The following is a 14,115-nucleotide window of genomic DNA, read 5'->3' as shown; positions in this document are numbered from 1 at the left end:
CAATATAAGAACACCAGCTTTATCTATTAAAGTTTCATGAGGTGCGGAGAAATTGATTTCGGCCTGCTTCTCACGTGCTTCGGAACACGTTATCAGTCACCATGTGCATATATATGAAGGTGCTGACCGTACTGTTCAGTAGCCATGCAGGCGGATATACTGTTTCTGTGCTGGTTGTATTGATGGCAGGTAGAGCATGAAAGGTTTGTGCATGCTCCTTTTACGTAGCGCTTACAGTGGGATGGCTCAGTATCGGTCGAGGCTGAATTTTTCGCCAAGGTACATTTTTCTGACCTCCGGGTTGTCGGCGATCTCTTCAGGAGTTCCCTGCATAAAGATGCTTCCGTCAAAGAGCAGGTAGGCATGGCTGGTTATGGAGAGGGTTTCATGCACATTATGATCGGTGATGAGGACGCCGATGTCGCGCCGGACAAGCCCTTCAACAATCTGCTGGATATCCTCTACGGCAATAGGGTCCACTCCGGCAAACGGTTCATCAAGCAGAATGAATTTCGGGTCAAGAGCCAGTGCCCTTGCAATCTCTGTTCGACGGCGTTCGCCACCGGACAGGGTGTAGCCCATGTTTTTGCGTATCGCCGTGATGTTCAGATCCTCAAGCATCAGGTCGGTTTTTTCCTGCCGTTCCGGTTTTGAAAGGGAGGTGAATTCGAGTACGCTCAGGATATTCTCTTCAACGGTAAGGTTGCGGAATACGGAGGCTTCCTGGGGGAGATAACCGATACCGAGACGGGCCCGCTTGTACATCGGTATGCGGGTAATGTTCAGCGAATCAAGAAAAACATCTCCGCTGTCCGGCCGGACAAGCCCGACAATCATATAGAACGTTGTTGTTTTACCGGCTCCATTCGGCCCGAGCAGGCCCACAATCTGCCCCTGCTTCACCTCAATGGATGAGCTTTTGACAACTTCCCGTTTGTTGTAGATCTTTTTTAACCTGCTGCAGCTGAGTGTTGCTTTCATGCCCGTACAGAAATAGTGATATCCGATTGCTTACGCACGCCTGTCGCTCTAATGTACAATTTATATGAAACGAGCGGGAGAAAGAGGGGGAAATAAAAAACGGAGCCTAAGCTCCGTCTTTTCAATATTGTGCAGGTCTCCGCAAAATCTTAATCAAACCGTTTTGCGATTTCCTTGCAGGGTTTTGCATAACCGGCTTTTACCGGTGATGATCCTCTCAACCCTGATGAAGCTGAACCGCCATAAAGATGCGGATAAGCATTGGCTCCAAGTCTTTTGGTGGTTTTACCTACATTTTCGAGGGCATCACCTACAACCCACCAGTGACCATCAATAAAGACCTCCAGAAACCGTCCATAAGTTTCAGCTGCGTTTGTAAATGCTCCTGATATGTTGCTCATGTCCGCTTTTTTTTGATGTTAGCCACTACTATTAGTAGGAATTTAAGAAATAGACGGATGATTAAAAAATTATTTTCTACCCGATAACAAGGCGCAACTTTTTCAACCATAACTTTTTGTGTTCAACCCGGCCCCTCTTAATGCGGGATGTTCGGGTAAAAAAGATGATTGAAATCAGTGAAGAAAATTCGGGCAAGCTCCGGCTCTGCTACCTTGAGGCGCGAATAGACCTCCATGCTTTTACTTTGATGGCCATGCTCAAGATAATCATGGCCGAGGTTGAACAGGGCGATATTATTTTCCGGATTGATGCGCAGAGCCTCCTGATAGGCTGACAGCTCTTCGGTTTCGTTGAATGCCGTTCCATGGGCAACGCCAAGGCAGACCCATGCATTTGAATTTTGGGGATTGATGCGTACAGCCTGCTGATAGGACTCAAGAGCCTTTGTGAACTGACTCATATCCCGATAGGAAAAACCCAGTTTGAGCCAGCCGTCAGAGTTTTCAGGATTGATGCGCACAGCTTGCTTGAACGCCTCAATTGCCTTGGCGAACTGACCTGTTTTTTGATAGGCTGATCCCAGATTGAGCCACGCATTGCTATAATCAGGATTGATCCGTACAGCTTTCTGGAATGACTCAATCTGTTTATCCTGCCTCCCAATCCGGCCATAGATAATACCCAGTTGAGTCCATGACCCGGCATTATCCGGAGATATTCGAAGCGCCTGTTGATAAGCATTCAGGGACTTTTCACTGTTTCCGGTATCGTTATATGCTATACCAAGATTGATCCAGCTGTTTTCCAGATCAGGATCAAGAGAGACTGCCTGCAGATAGGCTTCGATTTTTTTGGTTTGCTGACCAGCACGTCCATAGGCCGCTCCCAGATCAGACCAATAATGAGCATTGGCGGGATTGATCCGTACAGCTTCCTGATAGGCAGGAATCGCCTTTGACAAGTCTCCATTCTGGATATAGGCATACCCCAGGTATCTCCAGGATGAGCAGTTTTGTGGCTGTGCAGTTGACCAGCGCTGGCAGATATTAAGCAGAGAGATCCAATCCTGCTGCTCCACTTCGGCATTTACTTTATTCACCCATTCGGTTGCAAGTTCATTTGTTTTGGTTTGAGCCGCATGGCGGTTGGGCAGATCAATAATCCACTCGACAGGCAGTGCGAAATTCAGCTGCTGACCCTGATTGAGAAAATAGGTGGGTAAACCGATCAGACGACCATTTTCATCAAACAGCCCGCCTCCGCTCGATCCAAGTGAAATAGGAGCAGTTGTCTGGATATAATACCCTTTTTCAACTTCACGCAAGCGGGAGACAAGTCCGTCAGAAAAGGTGAGTTCCAGTCCCTTTGGAGAGCCTATGGCATAGACTTTTGCTCCAACGCTGAGCGTTTTGGTATTGCCCAATCTGACGTGTAAAGCTTGAAGGCCGGGCGTGTCAAGTGAGCATAGATCCCTGAAGCGGTCAATATATCTCGGTTTTGCCGGATACTCTTTTCCCTGATAGATCACCGTTATCCTGCCGGCTTTTTCTATTACATGATAATTGGTCGCCACATCCCCTGATGGCAGCACAATACCGCTACCCAGACTTTGCAGGTTGCCGTTGTCACCATAATTGTAGATAGCTACGACGCTTTTTGATGCTTGCCGGAACACGTCAACAGCATTTTGCGGCTCTGATTGATATCTTGATCTTGTGCGGAGATGGTGCCTTGAGCTGACGTGTTTTCCATGTCTTGATTTCGCCTTTGCATCATATGGTGATGCCGGTGAAACAACAAGAGCGCAGAGCGCAGTAAGGCAGAGTTGCCGGAGATAGACGTGCAACCGGTATCTTTCTGCAGGAGCAGAACAATGGGCGCACGATATGCATGAGTTACCGTTTTTTTTCATCATGGCGCGCACTGCGGTTCAAATGGAGTTAAACTGATTGCAATAATTTAATATTCATCAAACTTTTTAATATTACCAAGAGTCAACGTGTGACATTAATGTTAAAAGATCTTTATTAAATTCGTTTGTTTTTCGGCGTACTATCCTGGTTTTTCGTTGGGTTTTCCCTGCGCATTGCAGGTAATGGCTCTGCTTTTATATATTTATAAGCAAAGGTTATGCCCGGTTTTAGCAGAAAATAAGGGGCTGAAAATCGGTTGATAGTTTCGGCTGCAATTTTTTTTTCAGGGTTATTTCTCTGGCATCTGTTTTTTATAGTGGTGAAGTTTTTTTAAGTCAATTCTTTTTGTGTAGATGGGAAAAGTAATGCCTTACAAGGGTGTATGGCCGATGTTACATGAGACGGTTTTTATGACCGAAGGCTCATTTGTTATCGGTGATGTTGAGATCGGTGCGCTTTCAAGTATCTGGTTCAATGCTGTAGTGCGGGGCGATGTCTGCCCGATCCGTATCGGCGAGAAAACCAGTGTGCAGGATAATGCAACCCTTCATGTGACCCATGATACCGGTCCGCTGAACATAGGAAACTGTGTGACGATAGGTCACGGTGCGGTACTGCATGCCTGTACGGTCAGGGATTATGTGCTGATCGGTATGGGTGCGGTTCTGCTTGATGACTGTGTTGTTGAGCCCTGGTCTATTGTTGCCGCAGGTTCGCTTGTCCGGCAGGGCTTTACGGTGCCATCCGGAATGCTGGTTGCCGGTGTTCCGGCAAAGGTTATGAGGCCGATAACAGAAGCGGAGCGGCGAAATATCGAGGAGTCGCCGGAGAACTATGTGCGTTATTCGCAGAACTATCGTGATGATGAACAGCAGGCGTGAGGGTAACAGAATCCGGTCAGGATCTGTTTTTTGCCTCCTCTGCTGCCGGGACATGGTCAATGCTCAATTTTTTCAGCGGTGATCTTCACTGTTTTCGCTAAATTGCTACCGAAAATGTTGTATAGTTAGTGGCGAGAGGCGGGGATTCTTTTTTATCCGGCCGCTCCTGTTTTGTTAACCCCTTTACCCTGAAATACTTTGGCATTTATGATGCAAAACGATGTCGTTGTTGTCGGCGGCGGAATCAGTGGTCTGAGCCTTGCCTACTATTGCGTGAAGGCCGGTCTGAAAACGACGCTGCTCGAAAAAAACGACACTACCGGAGGTTCTTTCGCTTCCCACCAGTACCATGCAAACGGGAAGAAATTCTGGCTGGAACTTGGAGCCCACACCTGTTACAGCTCTTACCAGAATCTGCTTGATATTGTTGAAGAGAGCGGAATCATGAATACGATCATTCCGCGCGAAAAGGTTCCTTTCTCCCTCTATATTGACGGCAAAGTCAAATCGATTGTCTCCCAGATCAATATTCCGGAACTGCTTTTTGCGGCTCCAAATCTCTTCAAGCTGAAGAAAACCGGCCAGAGTGTCAGGTCCTACTATTCAAAAATTGTAGGGGAGAAGAACTATAATGAGGTGATCAGCCACTTTTTTAATGCGGTTCCCTCCCAGCCAACCGACGATTTCCCTGCTGACATGATGTTCAAAAGCAGGGAGAAACGCAAGGATGTGCTTAAAAACTATACCTTTACTCATGGACTCCAGAGCGTAGCAAAGGTGATTGCTGCAACCAACGGCCTGAACATCTTTACAAGCCGCGAGGTGAGTTCGATCGAGTATGTTGATGGCCGCTATATTATCAGGGGCGGCGATGATGGTGGTGCATATTCTGCCAAAACAGTTGTTCTTGCTACTCCTTCCGCAGTCTCTGCATCACTGTTGCGGGATATTAACCCTGATATAGCAAGCCATCTCGGTCAGCTCAAAGCTGCTGAGGTTGATTCTGTCGGTGTTATCGTACAAAAGGCAAATATCTCACTCAAACCGGTCGCTGCGCTTATCTCTCCGAATGATATCTTCTATTCGGTCGTGTCACGTGATACGGTGGCTGATGAGAATTTTCGTGGTTTTACCTTTCATTTCAAGCCTGGCCTTGACGACAAGACCAAAAGAGCGCGTATTACCGAGGTGCTCGGTGTCAGCATGTCGAAAATCGAGCACACGGAGGCAAAAATCAACACCGTACCGACGCTCCGTCTCGGCCACCACCAGTGGCTCGACAGGATGGAGAGCATGCTTTCCGCCAAAAAGAATCTGCTTTTGACCGGCAACTATTTCGGCGGTATGGCTATTGAGGATTGTGTGAGCCGCTCGAAGAGTGAATTTGCACGGCTTAAGGGTTAAGCAAACAGCATATCCGGGCTGCCAGGCCCGGAATCAGCCAATAGTTTTGTGCCTATGGAGAGTGTAGCGGAATTTTTGAGTTTGTTACAGAGCCCATACCTCATTCCTGCAGTTATTTTACTGCTTGCCACTCTTTTTTATCTGGCAGCGAACACGCTTTTCAGGAAAGTCATTGCCGCTGTCCGCCTCTCACTCAAGGGGATCACGGTTCCCTATGAGCTGATGGCATGGCCGTTCAGGATGCTCGTCACCCTCATTGCTCTCTCCGCACTGCTGCACTCCATTGCACTCCCCGCGGAGCTGCATGAAATTCTGCGCCACGCTTTGCTCATCGTCGCCGTTATTGCCGTCGCATGGTTCATGATGCGCCTCTTCAGGGTCTTTGAACACATTGTTTTGCTGCACTATTCCTCCAGAGTCCGGGAAAATGAGGCGGCCAGGAAAATCTCCACCCATGTCAGCCTTGCGCGCAAGATTCTCAATGTGCTGATTGTTCTTCTCGGTGTTTCGTCGGTGCTGATGACCTTTGATACGGTTCGTCAGGTAGGGCTGAGCATTCTTGCTTCGGCAGGTATTGCCGGTGTCATCCTCGGTTTTGCCGCCCAGAAGAGTCTTGCGACCCTCGTGGCGGGGATCCAGATTGCCATAACCCAGCCAATCAGCATCGGTGATGTTGTGGTCGTTGAAAATGAGTGGGGTCGCATTGATGAGATAACCCTTACCTATGTGGTTGTGCAGCTCTGGGATCAGCGCCGCCTGATTGTCCCCATCACCTGGTTTATCGACCGTCCCTTTCAGAACTGGACCCGCACTTCTCCTGAGTTGCTCGGTACGGTTCTCTTTTCCATGGACTACCTCATCCCGCCTGACACAATACGAACAGAGCTTGAGCGCATTGTTGCTTTGACGCCGCTCTGGGACAGGCGGGTTGTCAAGCTGCATGTGACCAATACTACGGAGCGATCGGTTCAGATGCGGGCGCTTGTCAGTGCGGCCAACTCTTCGGATCTCTGGGAGCTGCGCTGCTTTGTGCGCGAAGCGCTTATCGAGTTTCTAAGGGCCAACTTCCCTGAAGGTTTGCCGAAACTGAGGATGGAGATGGAGCGGAATATGCCGCCGGGTGAAGCATAGGCATCCGCAATAAATCTATTCCGCGATTCGATTGCTTCGTTTGGCGGTGCTCGAAATCCTCAAGTACAACGTGTACATTTCTGTTTCTGCGCTCCGTCCGCCTCGCACTCAAATCGCACATTACAATTTATAGCGGTGCCAGTAGTGGTGCTATAAAAAAATGTGGATTTTTTGTTTTTTTCCCTTAGCTTCGCAGACTATTCTGATCGTTGCCTGCGCCGGGCCATCCCTTTCTCCTCAGCGGGAAAGGTGATAGCCTGCCGGCAGAGGTCCGGGTTGCATAAGGTAAATGTTTCGATCAGTTTAAAAAGGAGGACGCATGGCTAAAGCCAAAGAGGGAGATATTGTAAAAGTACACTATACCGGAACGCTGGATGACGGCACCATGTTCGACACATCGGCTGATCGCGAGCCGCTTGAGTTTACCATTGGTGGAGGACAGGTTATACGCGGTTTCGACATCGCCGTGATGGATATGGCTCCCGGAGAGATCAGGGTCTCGGTTATCGCTCCCGAGGATGCCTACGGAGTACACAGCAAGGAGCTGGTTACCGACGTTGACCGCGAACGCTTTCCTGCCGATATGGAGCTTGAAATCGGTCAGCAGCTACAGGTCGGGCTTACCGACGGCCAGCAGGCTATCGTAATGGTGGTCGATCTCAGCGACACCTCGGTTACACTTGATGCCAACCACCCACTTGCCGGTCAGACCCTCACCTTCGAAATCGAACTGGTTGAGATTGTCTGATTTATCAGATCGGTCGGATCGGACAGATCTGACAGATCTTGATGTTCTGTGTTGTTGGAAAGACGCAGCAGGTTTTGATTGTTTGAGAATATGACGTATATTTCTTGTATAAATGTACCGGTTTTGCTGTCGACTTTTCCTGGATCAGACAGATCGGACAGATCACTTTGATTGTGATCAAATCGCGGAACAAATTCATAGAGTTGCCCTAAAGAAATTCTCATTTTCTCAGCATAATCCCTATGAAAAAGCTGCGACCGAGCGGCGGTTATCGTAAGACCGCCGGTTTTCAGACGGCTACCCTGATCTACGATGCTACCTACTGGTTTTGTGAGAAGTTCATTGATTCGAGATCGCGGACGCTGGACCAGATGATCCAGGCGGCACGTTCAGGACGACAGAACATTGCTGAAGGAAGCCGTGCTGCGGCAACCTCCTCACAGACAGAACTCCGGCTGATCAATGTTGCTCGGGCCAGCCTTGAGGAGCTTTTGCTTGATTTTGAGGACTATCTGCGTCACCGGCATCTGAAGCAATGGTCGCCTTCGAGCCAGGAAGCGAATGCCGTTCGCGATCTGCCGAAACGGTTCAGGCAAAGCCGTCCTGATCACTCTGGTCTGACTGAGCTCGGCGATCAGGAACGGTGGGCGCTGTATGCGTCGTGGCTGGAGCATGACGCTCCTGAAGTTCGGGCCAATGCGATTATCTGCCTTATCCATCAGGCGAATTACCTGCTCGACCGGCAGATTGCCGCGCTGGAGGCGGCCTTTGTTGAAGAAGGAGGCTACAGTGAGCAACTTGCTGCAGCCCGTCTGGTCGAGCGGGCTCGCAAGCGGGAGGAACTTCCACGGCAGCCGGAATCCGGCGATTCCATACCCTCGTGTCCGCAATGTCTTAAGCCCATGGTGTTGCGAAAGGCCAAGGCAGGAATAAACGAGGGCAAACAATTTTGGGGCTGCACCGGTTTTCCCGAGTGCAAAGGGGTTGTAAAGATTTGATTGATCAGTCGGATCGGTCAGATTGGACGGATCCGACCGATCAGGAAGTTTAGTGCACCGAGCACGATATGCAGGGGTCGTATGAGCGTACCACCATCTCGCAGAGCTTTTCGATCTCCCGGTCATTTTTTCCCTTTTCAAGCGCCCACTCCGCTATAGCCTTCAGATCAAGGTCGATATTGGCATTGTTCTGCGTGGTGGGAATGATGCAGTCCGCTTTGACCACCCGGCCTTCTGAATCGGTCTCCATATGGTGGTAGAGTATCCCTCGCGGCGCTTCCACGGCGCCGGTGGCGGAACCAGCCTGCGCTTTCCACGGGGTTTTGATTGCCGACAGCTCCGAGTCGAGGAGTGAATCAATCAGCATCTCAGCATCCTCAAGAATATGCACGCACTCGACAAGCTGCGCAATGTTGTTCATGAAGGGGTTGTGGCATACCGGCCTGAGACCGAAGCTTTCAGCCGCCTTCAGCGCTTCAGGGTGCAGAAATGCGCTGCTGTTGTTGAAGCGGGCAAGTGCCCCTGCAGCAGAGGTTTCGCGGCTTAGCCGGGTGAATTTCGAGGTTGAAAAATCTTTTGTGTACTCGTTGGTCATCAACAGGTACTCATTCTCGTCCCGCTTTATGCCGTCGCTTGAAACGAGATCTCCTCCGATCGAAGGGTAGCTGGTGCTGTTGGAGAGGGAAATGAACTCGGTTTCCCGGCTGAACTCCGGAATGGCAAGTGTCCTGAAAAAAGCACAGGCGGTTTCAAGCAGCGGTTTTCTCTCCCGGATCATCTTCTGCAGAGCGGTAAGTTTTGCTTTGTCCGGAGCCTTGCTGAGCCCTCCCACTACAAGGCTGACCGGATGGGTGCAGCGGCCGGTAGTGACCGTACTGATCTCGTTGCCGAGTTCCTTGAGCTGGAGTCCCGCCCTGACGATGTCGGGGTGCGACTCCATGAGCGGCAGAATACTTGCGGTACCGGCAAAGTCAGGCACGGCAAGAAAGAAGAGGTGGAGGGCGTGGCTCTGCAAGGTTTCGCCGTGCATGGCCAGCAGTCGTGTTTTTTCCGCCACTGCCGGAGGCATAATATGCATGGCCCTTTCAAGCGCCCTGATGCTTGCAAGAGCGTGACTGATCGAGCAGATTCCGCAGATCCTTGAGGTCAGAAACGGTACCCGTTCGGCACTCATCCCTTTGAGCATCACTTCAAAAAACCTTGGTGTTTCAACAACAGCCCATCGGGCCTCAATCAGTTGGCCCTCCCTGACGGTGATGGTGATGTTGGCATGCCCTTCAACTCTCGTGAGGTGATGGATGGCAATGGTATAGTCCCGCTTCATGGGGTGAATGCGTCAAAGGCGTTGTAAAAAGCAAGTTTTTCCTGCAGGTCGCTCCGGCTGAGTCCCCGCTCTCCGACCAGATGGAGGAATGCCTCCATGTTGATCTCCTCTGCCGGGCCACGGCAACCAAGGCACGGAGTTTTGCCGGTTGTGCATACCGCATGGCATCCGGCACGGGTGATGGGGCCGAGGCAGATTTCGCCAAGCTCAAAAAGGCAGGTGTTAAGCGCGGCCTTGCACTCAACGCAGACCGGATATTTCGGGAGTGTCACCAGTGAGCCGGTCACCAGACTTATGATAATGCGTTCCACCTCCTCTTTTGCAACCGGGCAACCGGGGATGGAGAGATCAACCTTGACTACCTCGCTGATTCTGCGCACCGGCAGCGTTTCGACCTCCATATCCCCATAGACTTCGCTGACGGCAGCTTCCCCGGAAACCCGGTTTTTCAGGCTGTTGACCCCTCCGAAACAGGCGCAGGTGCCGAAAGCCACCAGTACTGTTGCCTGGCGGCGGATTGCCAGAAGGCGCTCAACCTCGTCGCTTCGACTGATGCTCCCCTCGACAAGGGCGATATCGTAATCCTCATGGCGCTCGGAGGAGATCTCCCTGAAGTTTCTGATGTCAAGCAGCCGGAGAAAGTCGGCAAGCGATGACTCCCTGTTTGCAAGCTGCAGCTGGCACCCTTCACAGCAGGTGAAGTCGAAAGAGGCTATTTTCAGCTTTTCAAAGCGTAATCCCTGTTGATTCATGCGCTACAGTGCTAAATGGCTTCCTTGAGATTCATGACCGACCAGTAGTCAAACACCGGCCCGTCAATACAGGTAAAGGTGGATCCGACCATGCAGCGGCAGCATTTGCCCATGCCGCAGTGCATTCGCCGTTCAAGAGACACAAACATCCGGTTCATCGGTATGCCGAGCCGGTCAAGATAGCCGCAGACAAACTTGAACATAACCGGCGGCCCGCAGACAATGGCGTAGGTTGTTGCCGGATCAATGGCAATATCATTGAAGAGTTCGGTGATCATGCCGGTTTTGCCTGTCCACTCTTCCGTCCCTTGCTCGACAATGGTGTGCAGTCCGATATGGCTGATCATATCCCACTCGTTGAACTGCCAGGTGAAGAGCAGTTGAGAGGGATCTTTTGCCCCGTAGAGCAGACTGACATCAAGAAAGCGGTTGCGGTGCTCGTTGATCCAGAAGAGCGGCGCGCGAAGCGGCGCAATGCCGAGTCCTCCGGCAATCAGCAGGACGTTATGCCCGGCCATCTCATCCATGGGAAACGATGATCCGAAGGGGCCCCGTATGGCTACACGGGTGCCTTCACCGGCATTGAAGAGTGCTGAGGTCACACTGCCGGCCTTACGGATACAGAGTTCGAGAAACTCATGGTTGCTGCTTGAGCTGGATATGGAGATCGGTACCTCTCCGTAACCGGGGAGTTCCAGCATCAGAAACTGGCCCGGCCGGAACCTGAAGAGAGCCCTCTCCACAGGGTCGATAATGCGGATCTGGAAGAGTTTTTCCTGCCGGGTGAGCCGGACAATATTGGTGACGGTGCATTTGTAGCCCATGTCGGTATTCATCACCTCCGAGCGGCGGTTGAAGTCCGGCACCGATGATGCAAAATCCTCCCGGTTCAGCTCCTGGCGGGGGATGACGAAACGCTGGTCGTGCATGTATCCTTCTCCAGTCTTAGGTCGTTGATGACATCCTTCGGGTTGATCCCAGCAAGACATGCTTTCCCGCACCGGTTGCATCCAACGCAGATCTGCTGGTTGGCATTTTCGGCAAACCCCCGGTGCTGATGGTAGTAGCGGTATTTGAGCCGGTCGCCGTTCTTTGGACGGAAGTTGTGTCCGCCTGCGACAGCGGCAAAGTCAACAAGGTTGCAGGAGTAAAGTCTTTTCTGGCGAGAGGAGCTTTGCAGGTCGGGCTCGAATGACTCCTCAACCGAGTAGCAGTAGCAGGTCGGGCAGACCATGGCGCAGGTTCCGCAGCTCAGGCATTTGTCGCCCCATTTTTTCCAGACAGGGGAGTCAAACTCGATGTCGAGAATTGCCGGTAGCCCGGTGACATCAATCTCGGTTCGAAAACTGCTGCTGATGAGCTTGCGGCGTTCAGCCAGACGACAGTTTTCATCGTATTGAGGATCACGGGTTTCGAACTCCCTGAGGAAATTGAAGGCTTTGGAGGAGTTGATGGCCAGATAGTACTCATCCCCGATATCGGAACAGAAGAGGTTGAATCCGGTCGGAACGGTGTGATGATTCATCGACTTGCAGAAGCAGTCGGGAAGCGGCAGGTGATCCATGCCGATCACAAAGGTGTTCTTGCGTTTTGCAAGATAGTAGGCTGAGGGGAAGTGGCCGTTGAGCAGAACATCATCAAGAATATTCAGTGCGCTGATGTCGCACGCTCTGAGGCCGAAAAGCACCACGGGATCGGCTTCATAGGATACCTTCTGATCCCAGTCGTCATCATGAAAGTGAAAGCGCGACAGCTCCTGGCGAAAGGGGAGAAAAAAATGCTTGGCAGAGGAGGCTGTTCGGGTGTAGTCGAATGCTATCTCGTCAACCGAAGAGACCGGCTGAAACTGGTAGACCGCCTCCCCCCGGCTGTCGGTATCGACCATGCGCGGGCCGAATGAGCTGTTGCTCCTGACCAGTGCATCAATAAAGCGTTTGAACTCGGCTTTGGATATGATTTTGTAGATCATCGTCCTGCTCTCCTTGCCTTGTGCAGTCCTGAATGAGAATGCTTGTGAACTATACTGAAAGGTACACAAAAGCTTTCACGAGGAGAAGAGGCTCTTTTTTGAGCAACGGGGGAAAAGAAGAAAAAGGACTTCAAGGTCTGCCAGGACAAATAACAAATCAGCGCCTTTTTTCAAGCAGATAGACCTTGTCGTTTTTACGAACCTTTGCACACTTGAGGGTGACGTTGTCCCCTTTATGGGCATCGTTATCGGGCAGGTCGTTGGTGAGAAAGGAGTCGGCCATCAGGATGACCACTCCGGTTTTCGGCCCCTGGATGGAGAGCTTTTCACCCTGTTTGAGGCCGCGGGCGAGAATGATGATCTCTGCCACTCCGGCTTTCGGGTAGTATTTTTTGATATCACCGATAAAGGTTTTTTTCTCCTTCGCGAGTGAACCGTACTCCTGGACCCAGGCATCAAGCGGTTTGCCGAAATAAAACCCTTTTGAAAATCCCCGGTTGTAGACGGTGGCAAGATCCTCCTTCAGCTTTGTCGTCAGTTCACTGTACTCCTCTCTGAACTGTGGATCGTTGCGACGGTTTATACAGAAGTCGATTGCCGTGCGGTAGGCAGCTGTTGCCGTATGCACATATTCAGGGCTTCGGCTGCGCCCCTCAATCTTGAAGGCGCTGATGCCTGCGTCAATCAGCACATCAATAAACTCAATGGTGCAGAGATCCTGGGGACTCATGACATAATCGGTGCCAAGCGCAAGCTCCTTGTTCTCCTCCGGATCGGTAATGATGTACTCCCTGCGGCATGGCTGAACGCACTGGCCGCGGTTGGCCGAACGTCCGAAAATATCCTGCGACATAAAACAGCGCCCCGACACGGCAACGCACATGGCGCCATGCACAAAGCACTCAATCTTCACGCCGAGCCCGTCATCCTTTATTTTGTCGGTAATATGGCATACCTGTTCAATGGTCAGCTCTCTGGCCAGCACAATCATCTTTGCCCCGAGAGAGGCATAGAATTTTACCGCGCTGTAGCTGCTGACCGATGCCTGTGTCGAGATATGAAACGCCATATCGGCGTTCCGGCACGCTTCAATAACGGCCATGTCCGAGCAGATTATGGCATCGAATCCTGCTTTTTTTGCTGCGGTTACGGTCTGCTTCATCCTTTTTAGCTCACCGTCATAGACAATGGTGTTCAGCGCCAGGTACCCCTTGGCATGGTACTCCTGGCAGAGGGCCTTGATTGCCGGAAAGTCCGCAGGGGTGAAGTTGCTGCTTCCGGCCCGCATATTGTAGCCTTCAGCGCCAAAATAGACCGCATCAGCCCCGGCCTTCAGCGCAGTGAGCAGCCCGGTCATGTCGCCCGCAGGCGCAATCAGTTCAACAGAGTGTGCAGGAATCTTTGTCACAGGCATGGGGTTCAATTATCCGCTACCCTTTAGAATAACAATATGGCGGCAAATATGAACAGCAAAGGTGGGATTTTTTTTGTCGGTGTTTGAAAGGGGGGGATGTTTTATAAAAAAGGACCACAAGGACTTCAAGGACAGCAACGACAAGGAGAAATATTTGGTCAATCCTTAAATAGGGCGATCACGCAGGGTCGCCCCAAC

The 14,115-nt window shown here is 51.1% G+C and carries 13 protein-coding genes; 5 read left to right on the top strand and 8 right to left on the bottom strand.

Going from position 1 to position 14,115, the window contains the following annotated elements:
* Positions 1 to 246: 246 nt before the first annotated feature.
* The 3 genes from lptB to G9409_RS01815 all read right to left on the bottom strand — a co-directional run bounded on the left by lptB (position 247) and on the right by G9409_RS01815 (position 3,298).
* On the bottom strand, positions 247 to 981 hold the full coding sequence (gene lptB / locus G9409_RS01825) for an LPS export ABC transporter ATP-binding protein (RefSeq protein WP_166807168.1): 735 nt from the start codon (positions 979 to 981) through the stop codon (positions 247 to 249).
* Between the two features lie 149 nt (positions 982 to 1,130).
* A complete protein-coding gene (locus tag G9409_RS01820; RefSeq protein WP_006366276.1) occupies positions 1,131 to 1,382 on the bottom strand; it encodes a bacteriochlorophyll c-binding family protein in 252 nt (83 codons plus the stop codon).
* Positions 1,383 to 1,519: 137 nt separating this feature from the next.
* The gene (locus G9409_RS01815) at positions 1,520 to 3,298 is read right to left on the bottom strand and encodes a tetratricopeptide repeat protein (RefSeq protein WP_166807167.1); all 1,779 of its coding nucleotides are present in this window, start codon (positions 3,296 to 3,298) and stop codon (positions 1,520 to 1,522) included.
* Between the two features lie 351 nt (positions 3,299 to 3,649).
* Between G9409_RS01815 and G9409_RS01810 the strand changes: the two genes are divergently transcribed.
* The 5 genes from G9409_RS01810 (at position 3,650) to G9409_RS01790 (ending at position 8,458) form a co-directional block, all read left to right on the top strand.
* Positions 3,650 to 4,177 (top strand): gamma carbonic anhydrase family protein, encoded by a 528-nt coding sequence (locus G9409_RS01810; protein ID WP_166807166.1) that lies wholly within the window; start codon positions 3,650 to 3,652, stop codon positions 4,175 to 4,177.
* Positions 4,178 to 4,384: 207 nt separating this feature from the next.
* On the top strand, positions 4,385 to 5,581 hold the full coding sequence (locus tag G9409_RS01805) for a protoporphyrinogen/coproporphyrinogen oxidase (RefSeq protein WP_166807165.1): 1,197 nt from the start codon (positions 4,385 to 4,387) through the stop codon (positions 5,579 to 5,581).
* A 54-nt stretch (positions 5,582 to 5,635) separates the two neighbouring features.
* Positions 5,636 to 6,712, top strand: coding sequence for a mechanosensitive ion channel family protein (locus G9409_RS01800; protein WP_166807164.1), 1,077 nt, complete (start codon positions 5,636 to 5,638; stop codon positions 6,710 to 6,712).
* Between the two features lie 319 nt (positions 6,713 to 7,031).
* Positions 7,032 to 7,460 carry an FKBP-type peptidyl-prolyl cis-trans isomerase gene (locus G9409_RS01795; RefSeq protein ID WP_166807163.1) on the top strand — a complete coding sequence of 143 codons (429 nt, stop codon included), beginning with the start codon at positions 7,032 to 7,034 and terminating at the stop codon, positions 7,458 to 7,460.
* Positions 7,461 to 7,702: 242 nt separating this feature from the next.
* Positions 7,703 to 8,458, top strand: coding sequence for a four helix bundle suffix domain-containing protein (locus G9409_RS01790; protein WP_166807162.1), 756 nt, complete (start codon positions 7,703 to 7,705; stop codon positions 8,456 to 8,458).
* Between the two features lie 49 nt (positions 8,459 to 8,507).
* Here G9409_RS01790 and G9409_RS01785 read toward each other — a convergent pair whose 3' ends face one another.
* The 5 genes from G9409_RS01785 to G9409_RS01765 all read right to left on the bottom strand — a co-directional run bounded on the left by G9409_RS01785 (position 8,508) and on the right by G9409_RS01765 (position 13,917).
* Positions 8,508 to 9,782 (bottom strand): Ni/Fe hydrogenase subunit alpha, encoded by a 1,275-nt coding sequence (locus G9409_RS01785; RefSeq protein WP_166807161.1) that lies wholly within the window; start codon positions 9,780 to 9,782, stop codon positions 8,508 to 8,510.
* Positions 9,779 to 10,534: an NADH-quinone oxidoreductase subunit B family protein gene (locus G9409_RS01780; protein ID WP_166807160.1), complete on the bottom strand. Its 756-nt coding sequence runs from the start codon at positions 10,532 to 10,534 to the stop codon at positions 9,779 to 9,781. The genes G9409_RS01785 and G9409_RS01780 overlap by 4 nt, the downstream gene beginning before the upstream one ends.
* A gap of 11 nt (positions 10,535 to 10,545) precedes the next feature.
* On the bottom strand, positions 10,546 to 11,370 hold the full coding sequence (locus G9409_RS01775) for an FAD/NAD(P)-binding protein (protein ID WP_166807450.1): 825 nt from the start codon (positions 11,368 to 11,370) through the stop codon (positions 10,546 to 10,548).
* Between the two features lie 53 nt (positions 11,371 to 11,423).
* Positions 11,424 to 12,503 carry a 4Fe-4S dicluster domain-containing protein gene (locus tag G9409_RS01770; RefSeq protein WP_166807159.1) on the bottom strand — a complete coding sequence of 360 codons (1,080 nt, stop codon included), beginning with the start codon at positions 12,501 to 12,503 and terminating at the stop codon, positions 11,424 to 11,426.
* Between the two features lie 157 nt (positions 12,504 to 12,660).
* Positions 12,661 to 13,917 carry a peptidase U32 family protein gene (locus G9409_RS01765; protein WP_166807158.1) on the bottom strand — a complete coding sequence of 419 codons (1,257 nt, stop codon included), beginning with the start codon at positions 13,915 to 13,917 and terminating at the stop codon, positions 12,661 to 12,663.
* Positions 13,918 to 14,115: the final 198 nt, after the last annotated feature.

This window comes from Candidatus Chlorobium masyuteum (assembly GCF_011601315.1).
GTDB lineage: Bacteria > Bacteroidota > Chlorobiia > Chlorobiales > Chlorobiaceae > Chlorobium > Chlorobium masyuteum.
This window is presented reverse-complemented; position numbering and strand designations above follow the sequence as displayed.

Excerpts from the sequence above, each read along its gene's own strand:
- lptB (WP_166807168.1), bottom strand. The coding sequence starts at position 981 with ATGAAAGCAACACTCAGCTGCAGCAGGTTAAAAAAGATCTACAACAAA.
- G9409_RS01820 (WP_006366276.1), bottom strand. The coding sequence starts at position 1,382 with ATGAGCAACATATCAGGAGCATTTACAAACGCAGCTGAAACTTATGGA.
- G9409_RS01815 (WP_166807167.1), bottom strand. The coding sequence starts at position 3,298 with ATGATGAAAAAAAACGGTAACTCATGCATATCGTGCGCCCATTGTTCT.
- G9409_RS01810 (WP_166807166.1), top strand. The coding sequence starts at position 3,650 with ATGGGAAAAGTAATGCCTTACAAGGGTGTATGGCCGATGTTACATGAG.
- G9409_RS01805 (WP_166807165.1), top strand. The coding sequence starts at position 4,385 with ATGATGCAAAACGATGTCGTTGTTGTCGGCGGCGGAATCAGTGGTCTG.
- G9409_RS01800 (WP_166807164.1), top strand. The coding sequence starts at position 5,636 with ATGGAGAGTGTAGCGGAATTTTTGAGTTTGTTACAGAGCCCATACCTC.
- G9409_RS01795 (WP_166807163.1), top strand. The coding sequence starts at position 7,032 with ATGGCTAAAGCCAAAGAGGGAGATATTGTAAAAGTACACTATACCGGA.
- G9409_RS01790 (WP_166807162.1), top strand. The coding sequence starts at position 7,703 with ATGAAAAAGCTGCGACCGAGCGGCGGTTATCGTAAGACCGCCGGTTTT.
- G9409_RS01785 (WP_166807161.1), bottom strand. The coding sequence starts at position 9,782 with ATGAAGCGGGACTATACCATTGCCATCCATCACCTCACGAGAGTTGAA.
- G9409_RS01780 (WP_166807160.1), bottom strand. The coding sequence starts at position 10,534 with ATGAATCAACAGGGATTACGCTTTGAAAAGCTGAAAATAGCCTCTTTC.
- G9409_RS01775 (WP_166807450.1), bottom strand. The coding sequence starts at position 11,370 with ATGAATACCGACATGGGCTACAAATGCACCGTCACCAATATTGTCCGG.
- G9409_RS01770 (WP_166807159.1), bottom strand. The coding sequence starts at position 12,503 with ATGATCTACAAAATCATATCCAAAGCCGAGTTCAAACGCTTTATTGAT.
- G9409_RS01765 (WP_166807158.1), bottom strand. The coding sequence starts at position 13,917 with ATGCCTGTGACAAAGATTCCTGCACACTCTGTTGAACTGATTGCGCCT.